General features: G+C 71.2%; 11 protein-coding genes and 4 tRNA genes. 7 read left to right on the top strand and 8 right to left on the bottom strand.

What is annotated here, in order from left to right:
- Window positions 1-65 precede the first annotated feature (65 nt).
- The 4 genes from OG202_RS23765 to OG202_RS23750 form a co-directional block, all read right to left on the bottom strand.
- Window positions 66-139, bottom strand: a tRNA-Phe gene (locus OG202_RS23765).
- A gap of 24 nt (window positions 140-163) precedes the next feature.
- Window positions 164-238 (bottom strand) — tRNA-Asp (locus OG202_RS23760).
- Between the two features lie 37 nt (window positions 239-275).
- Window positions 276-348 (bottom strand) — tRNA-Glu (locus OG202_RS23755).
- A gap of 81 nt (window positions 349-429) precedes the next feature.
- Complete coding sequence (locus OG202_RS23750) at window positions 430-2,070, bottom strand: metallophosphoesterase family protein (RefSeq protein ID WP_327728896.1); 1,641 nt, start codon at window positions 2,068-2,070, stop codon at window positions 430-432.
- A 159-nt stretch (window positions 2,071-2,229) separates the two neighbouring features.
- Here OG202_RS23750 and OG202_RS23745 point away from each other — a divergent pair, with 159 nt between their 5' ends.
- From OG202_RS23745 to OG202_RS23725, 5 genes are all read left to right on the top strand, one after another.
- The gene (locus OG202_RS23745; RefSeq protein ID WP_059249887.1) at window positions 2,230-2,580 is read left to right on the top strand and encodes a metallopeptidase family protein; all 351 of its coding nucleotides are present in this window, start codon (window positions 2,230-2,232) and stop codon (window positions 2,578-2,580) included.
- A 179-nt stretch (window positions 2,581-2,759) separates the two neighbouring features.
- Complete coding sequence (locus OG202_RS23740; protein WP_327728897.1) at window positions 2,760-3,299, top strand: hypothetical protein; 540 nt, start codon at window positions 2,760-2,762, stop codon at window positions 3,297-3,299.
- 349 nt (window positions 3,300-3,648) lie between these two features.
- Window positions 3,649-5,892, top strand: coding sequence for a DEAD/DEAH box helicase (locus OG202_RS23735; protein ID WP_327728898.1), 2,244 nt, complete (start codon window positions 3,649-3,651; stop codon window positions 5,890-5,892).
- 191 nt (window positions 5,893-6,083) lie between these two features.
- Window positions 6,084-7,658, top strand: coding sequence for an amino acid permease (locus tag OG202_RS23730; RefSeq protein WP_327728899.1), 1,575 nt, complete (start codon window positions 6,084-6,086; stop codon window positions 7,656-7,658).
- A 157-nt stretch (window positions 7,659-7,815) separates the two neighbouring features.
- Window positions 7,816-7,888 (top strand) — tRNA-Lys (locus OG202_RS23725).
- Between the two features lie 150 nt (window positions 7,889-8,038).
- Here the strand turns inward: OG202_RS23725 and OG202_RS23720 are convergent.
- Together OG202_RS23720 and OG202_RS23715 are read right to left on the bottom strand one after the other, a co-directional pair.
- Window positions 8,039-9,964 (bottom strand): 5'-methylthioadenosine/S-adenosylhomocysteine nucleosidase family protein, encoded by a 1,926-nt coding sequence (locus OG202_RS23720; protein ID WP_328223569.1) that lies wholly within the window; start codon window positions 9,962-9,964, stop codon window positions 8,039-8,041.
- Window positions 9,965-11,110: 1,146 nt separating this feature from the next.
- Window positions 11,111-11,488, bottom strand: coding sequence for an ArsR/SmtB family transcription factor (locus OG202_RS23715; RefSeq protein ID WP_327728901.1), 378 nt, complete (start codon window positions 11,486-11,488; stop codon window positions 11,111-11,113).
- Between the two features lie 595 nt (window positions 11,489-12,083).
- Between OG202_RS23715 and OG202_RS23710 the strand changes: the two genes are divergently transcribed.
- Window positions 12,084-13,463 carry an FAD-dependent oxidoreductase gene (locus tag OG202_RS23710; protein ID WP_327728902.1) on the top strand — a complete coding sequence of 460 codons (1,380 nt, stop codon included), beginning with the start codon at window positions 12,084-12,086 and terminating at the stop codon, window positions 13,461-13,463.
- A 28-nt stretch (window positions 13,464-13,491) separates the two neighbouring features.
- Window positions 13,492-13,995, top strand: a complete 504-nt coding sequence (locus OG202_RS23705; protein WP_327728903.1) for an ArsI/CadI family heavy metal resistance metalloenzyme — start codon at window positions 13,492-13,494, stop codon at window positions 13,993-13,995.
- A gap of 112 nt (window positions 13,996-14,107) precedes the next feature.
- Here the strand turns inward: OG202_RS23705 and OG202_RS23700 are convergent, their stop codons facing one another.
- Window positions 14,108-14,722, bottom strand: a complete 615-nt coding sequence (locus tag OG202_RS23700; protein WP_326581177.1) for a GTP-binding protein — start codon at window positions 14,720-14,722, stop codon at window positions 14,108-14,110.
- Entirely contained in the window at window positions 14,670-15,164 is a 495-nt protein-coding gene (locus tag OG202_RS23695; RefSeq protein WP_405894795.1) for a DUF742 domain-containing protein, read from the bottom strand. Before OG202_RS23695 ends, OG202_RS23700 begins: the two co-directional genes overlap by 53 nt.
- Between the last annotated feature and the right edge of the window lie 26 nt (window positions 15,165-15,190).

Here is a 15,190-nt window from a genome sequence, read left to right as displayed (position 1 = left end):
CCCTCAAGGCTTCCATGAGCGACGAAAACCCCCTCCGGGCATCCGGAGGGGGTTTTCGTACGGTGTGGCTGGGGCCGGGGTCGAACCGGCGACCTATCGCTTTTCAGGCGATCGCTCGTACCAACTGAGCTACCCAGCCGCGATGTTTCACGTGAAACACCAGCGGTCCTGACGGGATTTGAACCCGCGGCCTCCACCTTGACAGGGTGGCGAGCACTCCAAACTGCTCCACAGGACCAAGCTTGTGCGGGACTAGTCTCGCACAGTGTGTTGCGTGCCCCCAACGGGATTCGAACCCGTGCTACCGCCTTGAAAGGGCGGCGTCCTAGGCCGCTAGACGATGAGGGCTATCGGCCCGCCTGGGCGCTTCGTCAGCGCGTCGGGGACGTGAGAAGCATACGGGGTGGCGGGAGGTATCGCCAAAACGGTTTACGGGCCACTCGGGGAGGCCCCGGTTGACGTGCTTCCCGAGGGCGACGGGGACTGCTCGTCCCCGGGTTCGGCCCCCGGCTGGTTCTCCTTCGGCAGGTGGCGGCTGACCTCGGCCGTCGTCAGGCCCAGGCCGCCGAGCTTGATCTCGTCCCAGGCCTGGAGGCGGCGGGTGTCGCGGTCGAGGTACAGGACCGAGGCCTCGATCGGGTCGGGGTGCTTGCCCTCCACGGCGCGCAGACCGCTGCCGCCCGTCGAGCCCTCGATGCGCAGGCGGGTGCCCTCGTCGAGGACCTCCATCTCCGGGTGGTGCAGATGCCCGGCGAGGACGAGCGGGACGTCGCCGTCCGTCTCCCGGGCGGCGTCCGGGTTGTGGGCGATCGCGATGTCCACGGGGGTGCCCGCCGCCTTCTGGGCGCGCAGGGCGTCCGCCAGCCGCCGCCCGGCCACCTCCTCCGAGGGCAGGCCCGACTTGTCGGTCGAGCGGTCCGGGGTGAACTGCGGGTCGCCCATCCCCGCGAAGCGCAGCCCGCCCACGGTCACCGCCCTCCCCTCGTCGAGGACGTGCGCGTTGTCCATGCCCTCCAGATAGCGCTGCGTCGCGCGCGAGTCGTGGTTGCCGCGCACCCAGACGTACGGGGCCCCGAGGTCGGCGATCGGGTCGAGGAAGCCGTTCTCGGCGGCGCTGCCGTGGTCCATGGTGTCGCCGGAGTCGACGATGACGTTGATCTCGTACTGCTCCACCAGCGAGGCGATGATCTTCCAGCTCGCGGGGTTCAGGTGGATGTCCGAGACGTGCAGGACACGGATGGTGGTCGGGTCCGGCTGGTACGCGGGGAGGGTGGACGTGACGTCGTACAGCTTGGTCACGTTCGTCACCAGGCGGGCCAACTCCTGCTGGTAGACGTCGAATTCGGTGACGATGCTGCGCGCGTTGCCGACGATGGAGGGTGCGGAGGAGAGCAGACCCGAGAACTTCGGCTCCAGGACGGAGTTCGGGTTCCAGGTGGCGGCGGCCGTCCCTCCGGAGCCGGCCAGGAGCACGAAGGCGAGGCCGCCGGCGGCCAGGGCGGGGCGGGGGCGGCGGTACACGGCGAGGCCGAGCGTGGTGGCCCCGACGACGACGGCGACGCCCGACCGTACGGCCAGGTCGATGGTGCCGTGCTGCACGTCGGAGGCGATCTCCTCCTGCAGTCCGGAGATCCGTTCGGGGTGGTCGACCAGGGCCTGGGCGCGCTCCGGGTCGAGCTGGTCGACGTTCACGTCCAGGCGTACGGGGGCGTAGTGGCTCTGCAGCTCCAGGGCGCCCAGCGGGGAGACGTTGATCTTCGTGCCGCCGGTGAGGGAGGGGCGCAGGGTCATCGTCGTGTTCATGGGGCCGACGGGGGTGCGTACGTTCCCCACGATCAGCAGGCCCAGCCAGGCGCCGAACAGGACGACCGCGACCAGACCGAACGCGCGCCCCCAGGGGTGGGGGTGGTGGACCAGCTCGACGGTCGGGTGGGTGCGGCGGGAGCGATAGTGCCGGGCCAGGGCGCGGGGGGCCCGCGGCAGGGCCCGGCGGATGCGGCGCAGGGCCGTACGCGGGGCGGTGTCGGAGGCGTTGGCGGCGGTGGCTGGGGCGGCGGGGACGCGGGCCATTGGTCCCGTATGCCCAGGGGTGGGGGCGGATATGCGGTGGCGGGTTGTGGGGGTCGGGGGCCGGGGCGTCGTGCTTCGTGTGCCCGCCCGTTGTGCCGTGTGTGGCTTTCGTGCTGCTCGGAGCTCTCGTAGTCGCGTGTCGTGCATGACAATGGCCGTGTGCTGGAGATGACGCGCGAGGAGTTCGAGGAACTGGTCGCCGAGGCGTTGGACCGGATTCCGCCGGAACTGACGCGGCTGATGGACAACGTGGCGGTGTTCGTCGAGGACGAGCCGCCCGCCGACGACCCCGAGCTGCTCGGGTTGTACGAGGGGACTCCGCTCACGGATCGCGGGGAGTGGTACGCGGGGGTGCTGCCGGACCGGATCACGATCTACCGGGGGCCGACGCTGCGGATGTGCGAGACGCGGGAGGACGTGGTCGCGGAGACCGAGGTGACCGTGGTGCACGAGATCGCGCATCACTTCGGGATCGACGACGCGCGGCTGCATGCGCTGGGGTACGGATGACCGCCGGGTGGGGTGGGGGACGGTCGGGCCGTTCCCCGCGCTCCTTCGGGGGCACCGCTTCGGCCGGGAGCTGTGAAATGCGGCACTCGTAGGGGGCTTCGGGCGGCGCGTGTCTTCTTGCGGGCGGCGGGAGTTGGGCAGGGGGACTCCTCTTCCCGCCCCCCTCGGAGGTGGCCGCCGTGCGCGCCTTGAACGTATCCGCCCGTCTGGCCGCCACGGTCATGGCCGTCGCGGCAGCCGCCGGCTGTATGAGCGTGGGGGACGACGGGCGGAACCCCGGGCCGTCGCCGTCCGCGGAGCAGCGGGGCGGGGAGAAGCCGGACGGGGGCTCCGCGGTGACGGGCGGAGGCGGTACGGGGTACCAGGCCGGGCAGGGGAAGCGCCGCGGCTCCGCCTCACCCGACCCTTCCGCCTCCCGGTCCGCGTCCGCCTCCGCGTCGGCCCCCGGGGCCGCCGAGCCGTCCGGGAAGGCGATGCCTCCCAAGGGGGGCGAGGACGAGGGGAAGGGGGAGTGGCCGGAGGAGCCCGAGCCCACGCAGGGGGAGCCGACTCCTCCGCCGACGGTGGTGGAGCCCGAGCCCGAGCCCGAGCCGGAGCCGACGAAGCCGGTGGAGTCGCCGTCGCCCGAACCTTCGGCCGAGCCGTCGTCGTCCGCGCACGAGCAGGGGGCGCAGCTGGTGGAACGGGAGCCGGCGCCTGAGGCGGGGGATGCGGCGTAGGGCTTGGGGAGTTGGGGTGGGGGGTGGGGGTGGGCCGGGTGTGTTCGGGTGGGGTGTCCGTTCGGTTGTCCGTGCTCGATGTCGAGGGTTCCGCACCCGCTTGTCGCCGGCCGTCGCCCGCGCCCGAGGTGTCAGCGCCTGACCTGCGGGTATCCGCCCAGTTTGCCTTGGTGGGTGGTGGGTGCGTATGGTGGTAGATCGTTTGATCCCATTGCCCGGCGCCACTGCAGAGCGCGCCGCGTGGCGCGTACTCTCCCTTGCCGTGGCTGACCGCATTGAGGCGGTCGTTTGCGAAATCACGGAGTTGACGGGCGCGTGCCGACGAGACTCCGGAAGGTTTCGCATACGCATGTCCATTTCCAGTACTGATCACGTCGTCGTGCCCGAGAACGGCGAAGACGTCGAGAACATCGAGAACGTCTCCGCCGAGGCGGCAGCACCCGAGGTCACCTTCGCGACCCTGGGTCTCCCCGAGGGCGTCGTGCGCAAGCTCGCGCAGAACGGCGTGACCACCCCCTTCCCGATCCAGGCCGCGACCATTCCGGACGCCCTGGCCGGCAAGGACATCCTCGGCCGTGGCCGCACCGGCTCCGGCAAGACCCTCTCCTTCGGTCTGCCGCTGCTGACGCAGCTGTCCGGCAGCCACACCGAGAAGAAGAAGCCCCGCGGCATCATCCTCACGCCGACGCGTGAGCTCGCGATGCAGGTCGCGGACGCCCTCCAGCCCTACGGCGACGTCCTCGGCCTGAAGATGAAGGTCGTCTGCGGCGGTACGTCGATGGGCAACCAGATCTACGCCCTGGAGCGCGGCGTCGACGTCCTCGTCGCCACCCCGGGACGGCTGCGCGACCTCATCAACCGCGGCGCCTGCTCCCTCGAGAACGTCCAGGTCGCCGTGCTCGACGAGGCCGACCAGATGTCCGACCTGGGCTTCCTGCCCGAGGTCACCGAGCTGCTCGACCAGATCCCGGGCGGCGGCCAGCGCATGCTGTTCTCGGCCACGATGGAGAACGAGATCTCCACGCTGGTCAAGCGCTACCTGAGCAACCCGGTCACGCACGAGGTCGACAGCGCCCAGGGCAACGTCACGACCATGTCGCACCACATCCTCATCGTGAAGCCCAAGGACAAGGCGCCGGTCACCGCCGCGATCGCCTCCCGCAAGGGCCGCACGATCATCTTCGTCCGCACCCAGCTGGGCGCCGACCGCATCGCCGAGCAGCTGCGCGACGCCGGTGTGAAGGCCGACGCGCTGCACGGCGGCATGACCCAGGGCGCCCGCACGCGGACGCTGGCCGACTTCAAGGACGGTTACGTCAACGCGCTGGTCGCGACCGACGTGGCCGCCCGCGGTATCCACGTCGACGGCATCGACCTGGTCCTGAACGTGGACCCGGCCGGTGACCACAAGGACTACCTGCACCGCTCCGGCCGTACGGCCCGCGCGGGCCGGAGCGGCACGGTCGTGTCGCTCTCCCTGCCGCACCAGCGCCGGCAGATCTTCCGCCTGATGGAGGACGCGGGCGTCGACGCCTCGCGCCACATCATCCAGGGCGGTACGGCCTTCGACACCGAGGTCGCCGACATCACCGGCGCCCGGTCGATGACCGAGGTCCAGGCCGAGTCGGTCGACAACGCCGCGCAGCAGGCCGAGCGCGAGGTCGCCCAGCTCACCAAGGAGCTGGAGCGGGCCACGCGCCGCGCCGCCGAGCTGCGTGACGAGGCCACCCGGCTGACCGCGCGTGCCGCGCGGGAGCGGGGCGAGGACCCGGAGGCGGCCGTCGCCGCCGTCGTGGAGGCCGCGGCCGCCGTCGTCGAGGCGGACGGCGCGCCGGTCGAGGCCCCGGTCGCGATCGTCGAGCAGCCGGCCGAGCGTTCCTCGTACGACCAGCCGCGTCAGCGCCGCGAGGAGCGGGGCAACAGCGGTTACGAGCGTCGTGACAACGACCGTGGCGACCGCGGTGGGTTCCGCCGGGACGACCGCCGCGACGGTGAGCGCGGTGGCTTCGACCGCCGTGACGACCGTCGGGACGGCGACCGTGGTGGGCGTTCCTTCGAGCGTCGCGACGACCGTGGCGGCAGTGGCTTTCGTCGGGACAACGACCGTGGCGGCCGCTCCTTCGAGCGTCGCGACGACCGTGGCGGCAGCGGCTTCCGCCGCGACAACGACCGCCGTGACGACCGTCGGGACGGCGACCGTGGTGGGCGTTCCTTCGAGCGTCGCGACGACCGTGGTGCCAGTGGCTTCCGCCGGGACAACGACCGTGGCGGCTTCGAGCGCCGGGACGGCGAGCGCGGTGGGCGTTCCTTCGAGCGTCGCGACGACCGTGGCGGCAGCGGCTTCCGCCGGGACGGCGACCGTGGTGGGCGTTCCTTCGAGCGTCGTGACGAGCGTGGCGGGCACCGGGGCAGCGACCGTCCGTTCAACCGCGACCGGCAGGGCGGCGACCGTCCGGGCTTCCGCTCCGGCGGCCACGAGCGCCCGTACGGCCGTCGTGACGAGCACCGCGGCACCGGGACCGGCACCGGCACCGGCACCGGCTCCTCCTTCGGCCGTCGTGACGACAAGCCGCGCTGGAAGCGCAACGGCTGATGTCGATGGCTGATGGCTGATGTCGATGGCTGAGGCCTGAGGCTGACGCCGACTGACATACAACTGCCATGCAGAAGGGCCCGTACGACTCCTGTCGTACGGGCCCTTCTGCATGGCTTCCCCTTGTCCCCGCCGGTTTTCGGCCACGGTGTGGCGCATGTCACGCCGCCCGGGAGGGAATTGCTGGGGGCATGACAGATGACGACATAGCCCGTGGGGCGGCCGGGGCTTCGGCTCCGGACTCTGTGTCGGTCTCGGTGTCCGACGAGGAACGGCTCGCCCAGCTGGGCTACACGCAGGTCCTCGCCCGCCGTATGTCCGCGTTCTCCAACTACGCGGTCTCCTTCACGATCATCTCGGTCCTGTCCGGCTGTATGACGCTCTACCTCTTCGGTATGAACACCGGCGGGCCCGCGGTGATCACCTGGGGCTGGGTCGCGGTCGGTCTGATGACGCACTTCGTGGGTCTGGCCATGGCCGAGATCTGTTCGGCCTATCCGACCTCCGCCGGCCTGTACTTCTGGGCCCATCGACTGGCGCCGGAGCGCAGCGCGGCCGCCTGGGCGTGGTTCACGGGCTGGTTCAACGTCCTCGGCCAGGTCGCCGTGACCGCCGGCATCGACTTCGGCGCGGCGTCCTTCCTGGCGGCGTATCTCAACCTCGAGTTCGGCTTCGAGGTGACCCCCGGCCGGACGATCCTGCTGTTCGCCGCGATCCTGCTGCTGCACGGCCTCCTGAACACCTTCGGCGTCCGCATCGTCGGCCTGCTGAACAGCATCAGCGTGTGGTGGCACGTCGTGGGCGTGGTCGTCATCGTCGGCGCGCTCGTCGTCGTCCCCGACAGTCATCAGTCGGCGTCCTTCGTGTTCACCGAGTTCGTCAACAACACCGGCTGGGGCAGCGGGCTGTACGTGGTGCTGCTGGGCCTGCTGATGGCGCAGTACACCTTCACCGGGTACGACGCCTCCGCCCATATGACCGAGGAGACGCACGACGCGTCGACGGCCGGCCCCAAGGGCATCGTCCAGTCCATCTGGACGTCCTGGGTGGCGGGCTTCGTCCTCCTCCTCGGCTTCACCTTCGCCATCCAGTCCTACGAGGGTGCTCTCGCCTCGAAGACCGGGGTGCCGCCCGCGCAGATCCTGCTGGACGCGCTCGGCGCGACCGGCGGCAAACTGCTCCTCCTCGTCATCATCGGCGCGCAGCTCTTCTGCGGTATGGCCTCCGTCACCGCCAACAGCCGCATGATCTACGCCTTCTCGCGCGACGGCGCCCTCCCGTTCTCGCACATCTGGCACACGGTCAGCCCCCGCACCCGCACCCCCGTGGCGGCGGTCTGGCTGGCGGCGGGCGGCGCGCTCGTCCTCGGCCTGCCGTACCTGATCAATGTCACGGCGTACGCGGCGGTCACGTCGATCGCGGTGATCGGCCTCTACATCGCGTACGTCATCCCGACCCTGCTGCGGCTGCGCAAGGGCGACGCGTTCGAACGGGGGCCCTGGCATCTGGGCCGTTGGTCGCGGGTGATCGGCCTCATCGCGGTGATCTGGGTCTTCGTCATCACCGTCCTGTTCATGCTTCCGCAGCTGTCCCCGGTCACCTGGGAGAACTTCAACTACGCCCCCGTCGCCGTGCTCGTGGTGCTGGGCTTCGCGGCGATCTGGTGGGCCGCCTCCGCCCGCCACTGGTTCCTCAACCCCGAGCACGAGCGCAGCGTGGCCCGGGAAGCGGCACGGAAGGGGGCACCGGAACCGGTGGATCCGTAGGGGCGGGCGCACCAGTCGACTCGCCCGACTTCCGCCGATCTTCCGCCCGTTCTGTTCTGCGGCGGACCTTTTTGCGGCCCTCCGACGCGGCCGGGTCACCGATACCCGATCGGACTCCCGGCCACGTCCGGCTATGCTCGGGGAGGCAACATCGCCTGGGCCCTTAGCTCAATTGGCAGAGCAGTGGACTTTTAATCCATTGGTTGTGGGTTCGAGTCCCACAGGGCCTACCGGTGCGGGGGAGAGGAAACCTCTCTGACCTGCGAAGAGGAGCCTCGGTCGGCGGGAGCCGGCCGAGGCTCCTCGCGGGTTTCCGGTTCTGTCGCGTGAGCGCTTGTGCCGCGATGACCGGACTCCCTGGCCGAAGGCCCGACGTTTCCTTACCGGCCCGTGTGCGCGCTCTGCCCGCTCTGGGGGTCGAGGGCGCCGCCCCTCACCATGTGCGTCACGAAGTCGGCGGCGTTGCGAGCGGCCGGTACCTGCGCGTCGTCGGTCTTCCCCGCGCCCCAGTCGGAGACGGCCTTGACCACGATCCAGGGAACGTGGCGCCTGGCAGCCGCCGCGTGGATGCCGCCGCCCTCCATCTCCGCGCCCAGGGCGTCCCGTTCCTCCTCCACCATGCGGTCCCGGAGCGGAGCGAAGTCGATCAGGACGCTGGAGGACAGCATCAGCCCGAAGTGGACCTTGGCGCCGGTCCAGTCGATCTCGGCGGCCCGCAGCCGGTCCAGCAGTACCGGGGAGGCGGACACCTTGTCGCCCCGCAGGACGACCAGCGGCTCTCCGCCGGCGTCACCGACACGTCGGTGGTCCATCATGCGGAGCTGGGTGGAGACCAGGATGTGACCGAGTTCCTGCCGCTCGGGGCGCGTGCCGCAGCAGATTCCCACCGCGACGAGGAAGTCGGGCGCCAGGTGGTCCAGTACGGACGACACGACGAGTGCGGAGCCGGAGGGGCCGCCCGAGGCCTGCTCGCTCTGGACGACGTAGAGGTCGACTTCGCTGATCCGGCCGAGGGCGAAGGCCGTGTGGTCGCCCAGGCGACGGCGTTCGGGGCCGGTTCCGTTGACTGCCGCCACCGATCGGAACACCGCATCCCGTTCGTCCGAGGTCGCGACGACGAGCAGCAGCTTCGTGGGCATCATTCTCCTGTTCAGCCTGCGATGGGGTTCGGTCGCGATCCGTAGCGCTTTCGCCTGCTGACGGACCGCCACGTAGGTGACGGGGACGGCCATGAGGGCCATGAGCCCGAGCAGCCAGCCGATGGTCTGGGTCTGGGCGGTGGCCGGGCTGAGACCGTCGGGCTCGGTCAGCAGCAGTCGATGGGACAGCCAGCGCAGTGCGCTGGTGTACGTGACCGGACGGCCGGGACACTCGCCGGGGCATTCCGCGCGCTCCCAGCCCACCACGAGTTGGGCTCCCACGAGTACCGAGACGGCCGCACCACTGACGTACCAGAGCAGGAAGGACCCGGAGACGACCCTGCGGTCGCTCGGGTCGGAGGCCGTCGACGGCGGGTGCAGGACCAGGACCTCGACCGGGTCACCTGCCTTGTCGTCGTGCGCGTCGAGGCACCGCCGCACCGCCTCGGTGGTGATCCCGCGCCGCAGCACCACCAAGGTCTCGGCCGAGTCCCCCCGCTGTACTCGGAAACCGAGGTCGGCGGCGGCGGCCTCCGCGTGTACGGCGACCAGTGTGCTCAGCCGCCCGGTGGTGCGCCGGAGTAGTTCGTCCGTGCGGTGCACGTCCTCCTGGTGGCACAGCGGCACGGTCCAATGCCGGCCCGCCAGGGACTCCGCCACGGCGCGTGGTCCGGCTCCCGCCGTGCCGAACGACCGCCACAGGGCCCAGCCGCTGGTGACGACCTGGGCGGCCATGAGCACGGCGACGTGAGCGACCGCGGCCAGCGCCAGCAGCAGGACGGCGAGACGCGCGCCCGGAAACGGCAGCAGAGACGCGGCGACCGCGAGGGCCAGTGTCGGCGGACCCGCGAACAGCAGCGTCTGCCAGTGCCGGTCCACGAGCCGAAGGAGCCGGAGACCGACGCCCGCTCCGTGGAACCGCCGAGAGATGAGCAAGGGCGGCTCCAGCACCATGAAGCCTCGCTCGCCCTGCCACACCAGCCGTCCCTCGCGCGCGGCGACGTACAGCAGCACCGTCAGCGGGCCGCGCGCACGCAGCAGGCTGGAGATCCCCCGGCCGCCGCGCACCGTGGCCGTTGCCCGCCGCCCGTATTCCGCCGCCCGTACCGCTCGCGCCGCGCGGCGGCACTGTGCGAAGGAAACAGAGGCGGATGTGCTGTCGGTCACGGTCTCTCCCCCCGGGCTGGAACCCCGGCTTCCCTTGATACTTCATTGCTCCTCGGGTGTGTCCCGGAACGCCCGGGTGGGCGCGTGCGACGGCGGGTGGTCAGCCGCGCGGAGCGTCCAGCCGCGACGGTTCCAGGACCTGGGCAGGGCGTTTTCGTCCGGATGGCGCACACGACGTCAGGATGTCACGCTATGTGATTCTCGATCATCCGACTGTAGTGATCAGGTCCGTGGGTCGCCTCGGGATTCCCTCCCGTGCATGGAGCTGACGCAGGCCCCGCAGCCGGTTCCCTCTTGTCCTCCTTCTCATCGGCTCCACCCTGGCGACCGTGCCGGGTGCGCAAGTCCCGAGCCGTTCGAACGGCTCGGACGGAGGTGGGTCCGGCAGAGGTGTACCCGCTCCGGTGTGGCAGGGGGAACCCGGACGGCCTCCGGGTGGGCTGCTGCCGTCCGGCGAGCCGTTGCCCCACCGACGGCCTCCCGCCGGGGACAAGAGGGACGCGACCGCGAGCCGGACCGAGCGCCCACCGCGCGGAGCGACCTACGTCGCGCCCGCCACTCCACGGCGCTGGATCCCCGGCGACAGGGCCGAGGTGCGGGTCACGGTGACGGACACGGGCCAACAGCCCTGGCGGGCGCGGGACATCGCCCTCGGTGCGCGGTGGTACCGGCCGGACGGCTCGGAGTACGCGTACCGGCGGGGCGAGCAACCTGTGGATCACCTGGCCGCGCTTCCGCGGGACCTGACGCCGGGCGAGTCCGCCGAGGTCCGGGCCGATGTGCGAGCCCCGGCTCTGCTCGCCTCTTCGCCGGCCCGCTCCTCGCTGCTCCTCGCCTGGGACCTCTACGACCGGCGCGGTCGGGTCTGGCTCTTGGATGCCGAGCCTCCCAGCGGCCCGGTGCGCCAGGCACGGGAGCGGGTCGTCGTCGAGCGGTCCGCCTCCGACCGGCTGGGGTTGGAGCGGTTCTACCAGTCTCGGAGCTGTGACGAGTCGTCCGGAACCACCCGCCACACCCCCACCAGGACTTTTGATACTGACCTGCGGTGCGGCGCTCGGGTTGGCTTCGGTCGGATCGGGCGCTGTGGCGTTCTCGGGGTGCTGCGTGAGAACGTCGGGACGGCCCGATCCCCGAGCTGGGTGACGGTCAGGCCGCAGGGGCAGCCGCGGTCAGCATCTGCCCCATCGCTGCCACCACCGACGGCTCCACCCGGTAGTACACCCACGTGCCGCGCCGCTCGGAGGTGAGCAGGCCGGCCTCCCTGAGCTTCTTCAGGTGGTGCGAGACCGTCGGCTGCGAGACGCCCACGTCGGAGATGTCGCACACGCACGCCTCGCCGCCCTCGTGCGAGGCGACCAGCGAGAACAGCCGCAGCCGGACCGGGTCGCCGAGTGCCTTGAACATCGCGGCGGTCCGCTCGGCCTCCTCGGCCGTCAGTGGCCGCTCGGTGAGCGGCGGGCAGCACGGCACGACACCCTCGGCGACCTCGGGCTCCACCAGCGGCAGCACTTTGATGTTCGACATGCATCTATGTTGACATACGTCGAACCAGGGTGGGCAGGGTCCGCGGTTTCATCGGTCCCGGCGCACGTACGCCGTGCTGCTTCGTGCGATCCGGTTCGCGTCCCTGCCGACCTCCGAAGGGAGTTCGAGGACGGGTCGCGCTGCCACTCCGGCCCGGCGTAGGCGAGGCCGGGGTGGAGGAGCTGTACGCCTTGCCGGTGGATGGGGTGGCCGTGTTCGTTGAGCGCGCCGAGCGGGGTCAGGTAGCCGAGGTCGAGGCGGTGGCCGGTGGCCGGTGGTCGGCAGGGTCGTGTCGACCTCCTCGCTGCTGCCGTCGACCCGAGAGGGTGAGGCTGTCGTGGTAGCGCGGCCATGATCCGGTCGGCCGGACGGGTGCCTTCAGGGCCACCGGCTGAAGCCCTGCCGGTGCAGGGCGGTTGCTGCGGCCGGTCCGGACTGGCCGGCCGGGCCAGCCGGGCCGACCCGGATCACCGCTACGTCTGCCTGTTCCACACCGCTCCATGAATTCGATGGATGTCTATGTTGACGCTTGTCGATACAGGTGCCATGCTGGCAGCGCAGGAGATCGACGAATATCGAAACAAAGGGGAATCCAGTGGCTGCGTCCATTGACAGCGTGCTCACCGTCGACCGGCTGCCCGTCGTGGTCATCGGTGCCGGCCCCATCGGTCTGGCCGCTGCCGCCCACCTCGTCGAGCGTGGCCTGGAACCCCTGGTTCTGGAGGCCGGCCCGGTCGCGGGCAGCGCCGTACGCGAGTGGTCCCACGTTCGCCTGTTCTCGACCTGGGGCGAGGTCATCGACCCGGCCGCCGAGAAGCTGCTCGCCCCGACCGGCTGGATCCGCCCCGACGCCACCGCCTACCCGACCGGCGGCGACTGGGCCGAGCGCTACCTCCAGCCCCTCGCCGACGTCCTCGGCGACAAGGTCCGCTACGGCACCACGGTGACCGGCGTCGCCCGCGCCGGCCGCGATCGGATCGTCGACGCCGGCCGCGACGAGCAGCCGTTCACCGTGCACATCCAGTGTGCCGACGGGCGCGAGGAGCGGATCACCGCCCGCGCCGTCATCGACGCCTCCGGCACCTGGTCCGTCCCGAGCCCCATGGGCGCCGACGGCCTGCCCGCCCTCGGCGAGAAGACGGCCGCCGACCGCGTCTCCTACCGCGTCCCCGACCTCGACGACCCGGCCGTACGCGCCCGTTACGCGGGCAGGCGCACCGCCGTCGTCGGCTCCGGCGCCTCCGCCTTCACCGCCCTCGCCCTCCTCGCCGACCTGGCGAAGGAGGAGGACGGGACGCACGCGGTGTGGATCCTGCGCCGTGGCATCGGTGCCGGCACCTACGGTGGCGGTGAGGCCGACGAACTGCCCGCCCGAGGCGCGCTGGGCCTGCGGGCCAAGGCCGCCGTCGAGGCCGGCCACGCGTCCGCCGTCACGGGCTTCCGCACCGAGGCGGTCGAACGAGACGGTGACCAGCTCGTCCTGGTCGCGGAGGACGGCCGCCGCCTCGACCCGGTCGACGAGGTCATCGTCCTCACCGGCCTCCGCCCCGACCTGTCCTTCCTCTCCGAACTCCGTCTCGGCCTCGACGAACGCCTCCAGGCCCCGACCGCCCTGGCCCCGCTGATCGACCCGAACGTGCACTCCTGCGGCACGGTCTACCCGCACGGTGTGAACGAGCTCTCCCACCCCGAGCAGGGCGTCTACCTGGTCGGCATGAAGTCCTACGGGCGTGCCCCGACGTTCCTCGCGATGACCGGCTACGAGCAGGTCCGCTCCCTCTCCGCCGCGCTCGCCGGCGACCGCGAGGCCGCCGAGCGCGTCGAACTCACCCTCCCGGAGACGGGCGTGTGCGGCGGCGCGGGCCTCTTCGACGAGCCGGACAACGTCGAGCAGTCCGGCGGCGGTTGCTGCGCCGCCCCCTCCACCCTCCAGATCGGCATCGGCACCCCGGCCACCACCTCCGGCGGCTGCTGAACATCCCACCCACTCCAGGAGGTACGCCATGACATCCCGCGTACAGCTCGCCCTCCGCGTCCCCGACCTCGACGCGTCCATCGCCTTCTACACGAAGCTCTTCGGCACCGAACCGGCCAAACTCCGCGACGGGTACGCCAACTTCGCCATCACCGAGCCCCCGCTCAAGCTCGTCCTCATCGAAGGCACCCCGGACGAGGCGACCCGCATGGACCACCTCGGGGTGGAGGTCGCGACGACCGAAGCGGTCCACGCCGCCACCGCCCGCCTGGGCGAGGCCGGCCTGGCCACCGACGTGGAGAACGACACCACCTGTTGCTACGCCCTCCAGGACAAGGTCTGGGTCCACGGCCCCGGCCGGGAACCCTGGGAGGTGTACGTCGTCAAGGCCGACGCCGACTCCCTCGCCAAGCAGCAGGGCAGCACCTGCTGCACCGGCACGGCGGACTCCGGCACGGCGGACTCCGGCACGGCCGGGTCGGGCACGGGCACCGGCGCGCAGGAACCGGTTCCCGCGGGCGGCTGCTGCTGATCCGCCGATGACCGACCTCCGTGCCAGCGGGGCCGTGACCGGGACGGGGGTCCTGTCACGGCCCCGCGCCGCGCTGCCCGCCCTGTGCGCCACCTGATCCCATGGTCGGGGATCAGGTGGCCGCCGCGTCCTGGGCGCGGGACAGGGCGATGTCGAGTACCACCAGCAGCGCGTCCCGGACCGAGCCGGTCCTTCGTGCGTCGAAGACGATCAGCGGTACGTGCTCCGGGATGTCCAGTGCCCACCGCACCTCGTCCAGATCGTGCCCGACCTCCCCGTCGAACGCGTTGACGGCGACCGCGAACGGGAGCTCCTTGTGCTCGAAGTAGTCCACCGCCGCATAGCAGTCGTCCAGACGGCGGGTGTCGACGATCACCAGACCGCCGAGGGCGCCCTCGACCAGGTCGTCCCACATGAAGCCGAACCGGTCCTGGCCCGGTGTGCCGAACAGGTACAGCTTCAGCGTCGGGTCGATGGTGATGCAGCCGAAGTCCATGGCGACCGTGGTGGTGGTCTTGCCCGGGGTGTGCGTGAGATCGTCCACGCCGGCCGCGACCTCGGTGATCGCGGCCTCCGTGGTCAGCGGTCGTATGTCGGAGATCGCGCCCACGGCCGTGGTCTTGCCGACCCCGAAGCCACCGGCGATGACCAACTTGACCGGCAGCGGCGGCTGTTCAACCGGAGTCACGGAGTGTGCCCCGTGAATCGGGGACGGCGCGGAGACCATCGATAACCCTTCGCAGTACGGAGAGATCCTGGGCCGCTCCGGCGTTCGGCCTGTGGATCGCCAGATGCCCGGCGGCACACAGGTCCTCGGCCAGCACGCGGACGACGTTGAGGTGCAACCGCAGCCGGGCGGCGAGTTCCGCCGCGGACTGGGGCTGCCGGCAGGCGGCGATGATGTCGCGGTGCTCGAAGGTGAGCGTGTGCAGGACGGACAGCCCGGCCGACGTCGACACGACCTGGGTCTCGATGGGGATGGGCAGCCCGGTGCCACCCCCCGACACCCGGCCGGCGGTCAGCAGGAACGGACGGATGGCGGGGGCGCGCCCGACCGGCTCCGGTGCATGCTCCGGTGAGTTGCCGGCGGCCGCCGCTGCCGCTGAATGCTCCGGCGAGTTACCGACAACTCCTGCCGCATCGTGTGGTGCTGGTCCACCGACGGCCATCACGATCCCTTTCCGAAGTCCCTGCA

Origin of the sequence: Streptomyces sp. NBC_00310 (genome assembly GCF_036208085.1) — a bacterium.
GTDB lineage: Bacteria > Actinomycetota > Actinomycetes > Streptomycetales > Streptomycetaceae > Streptomyces.
The sequence above is the reverse complement of the archived record's forward strand: the minus strand, read 5'-3'. Positions and strand labels throughout refer to the sequence as shown.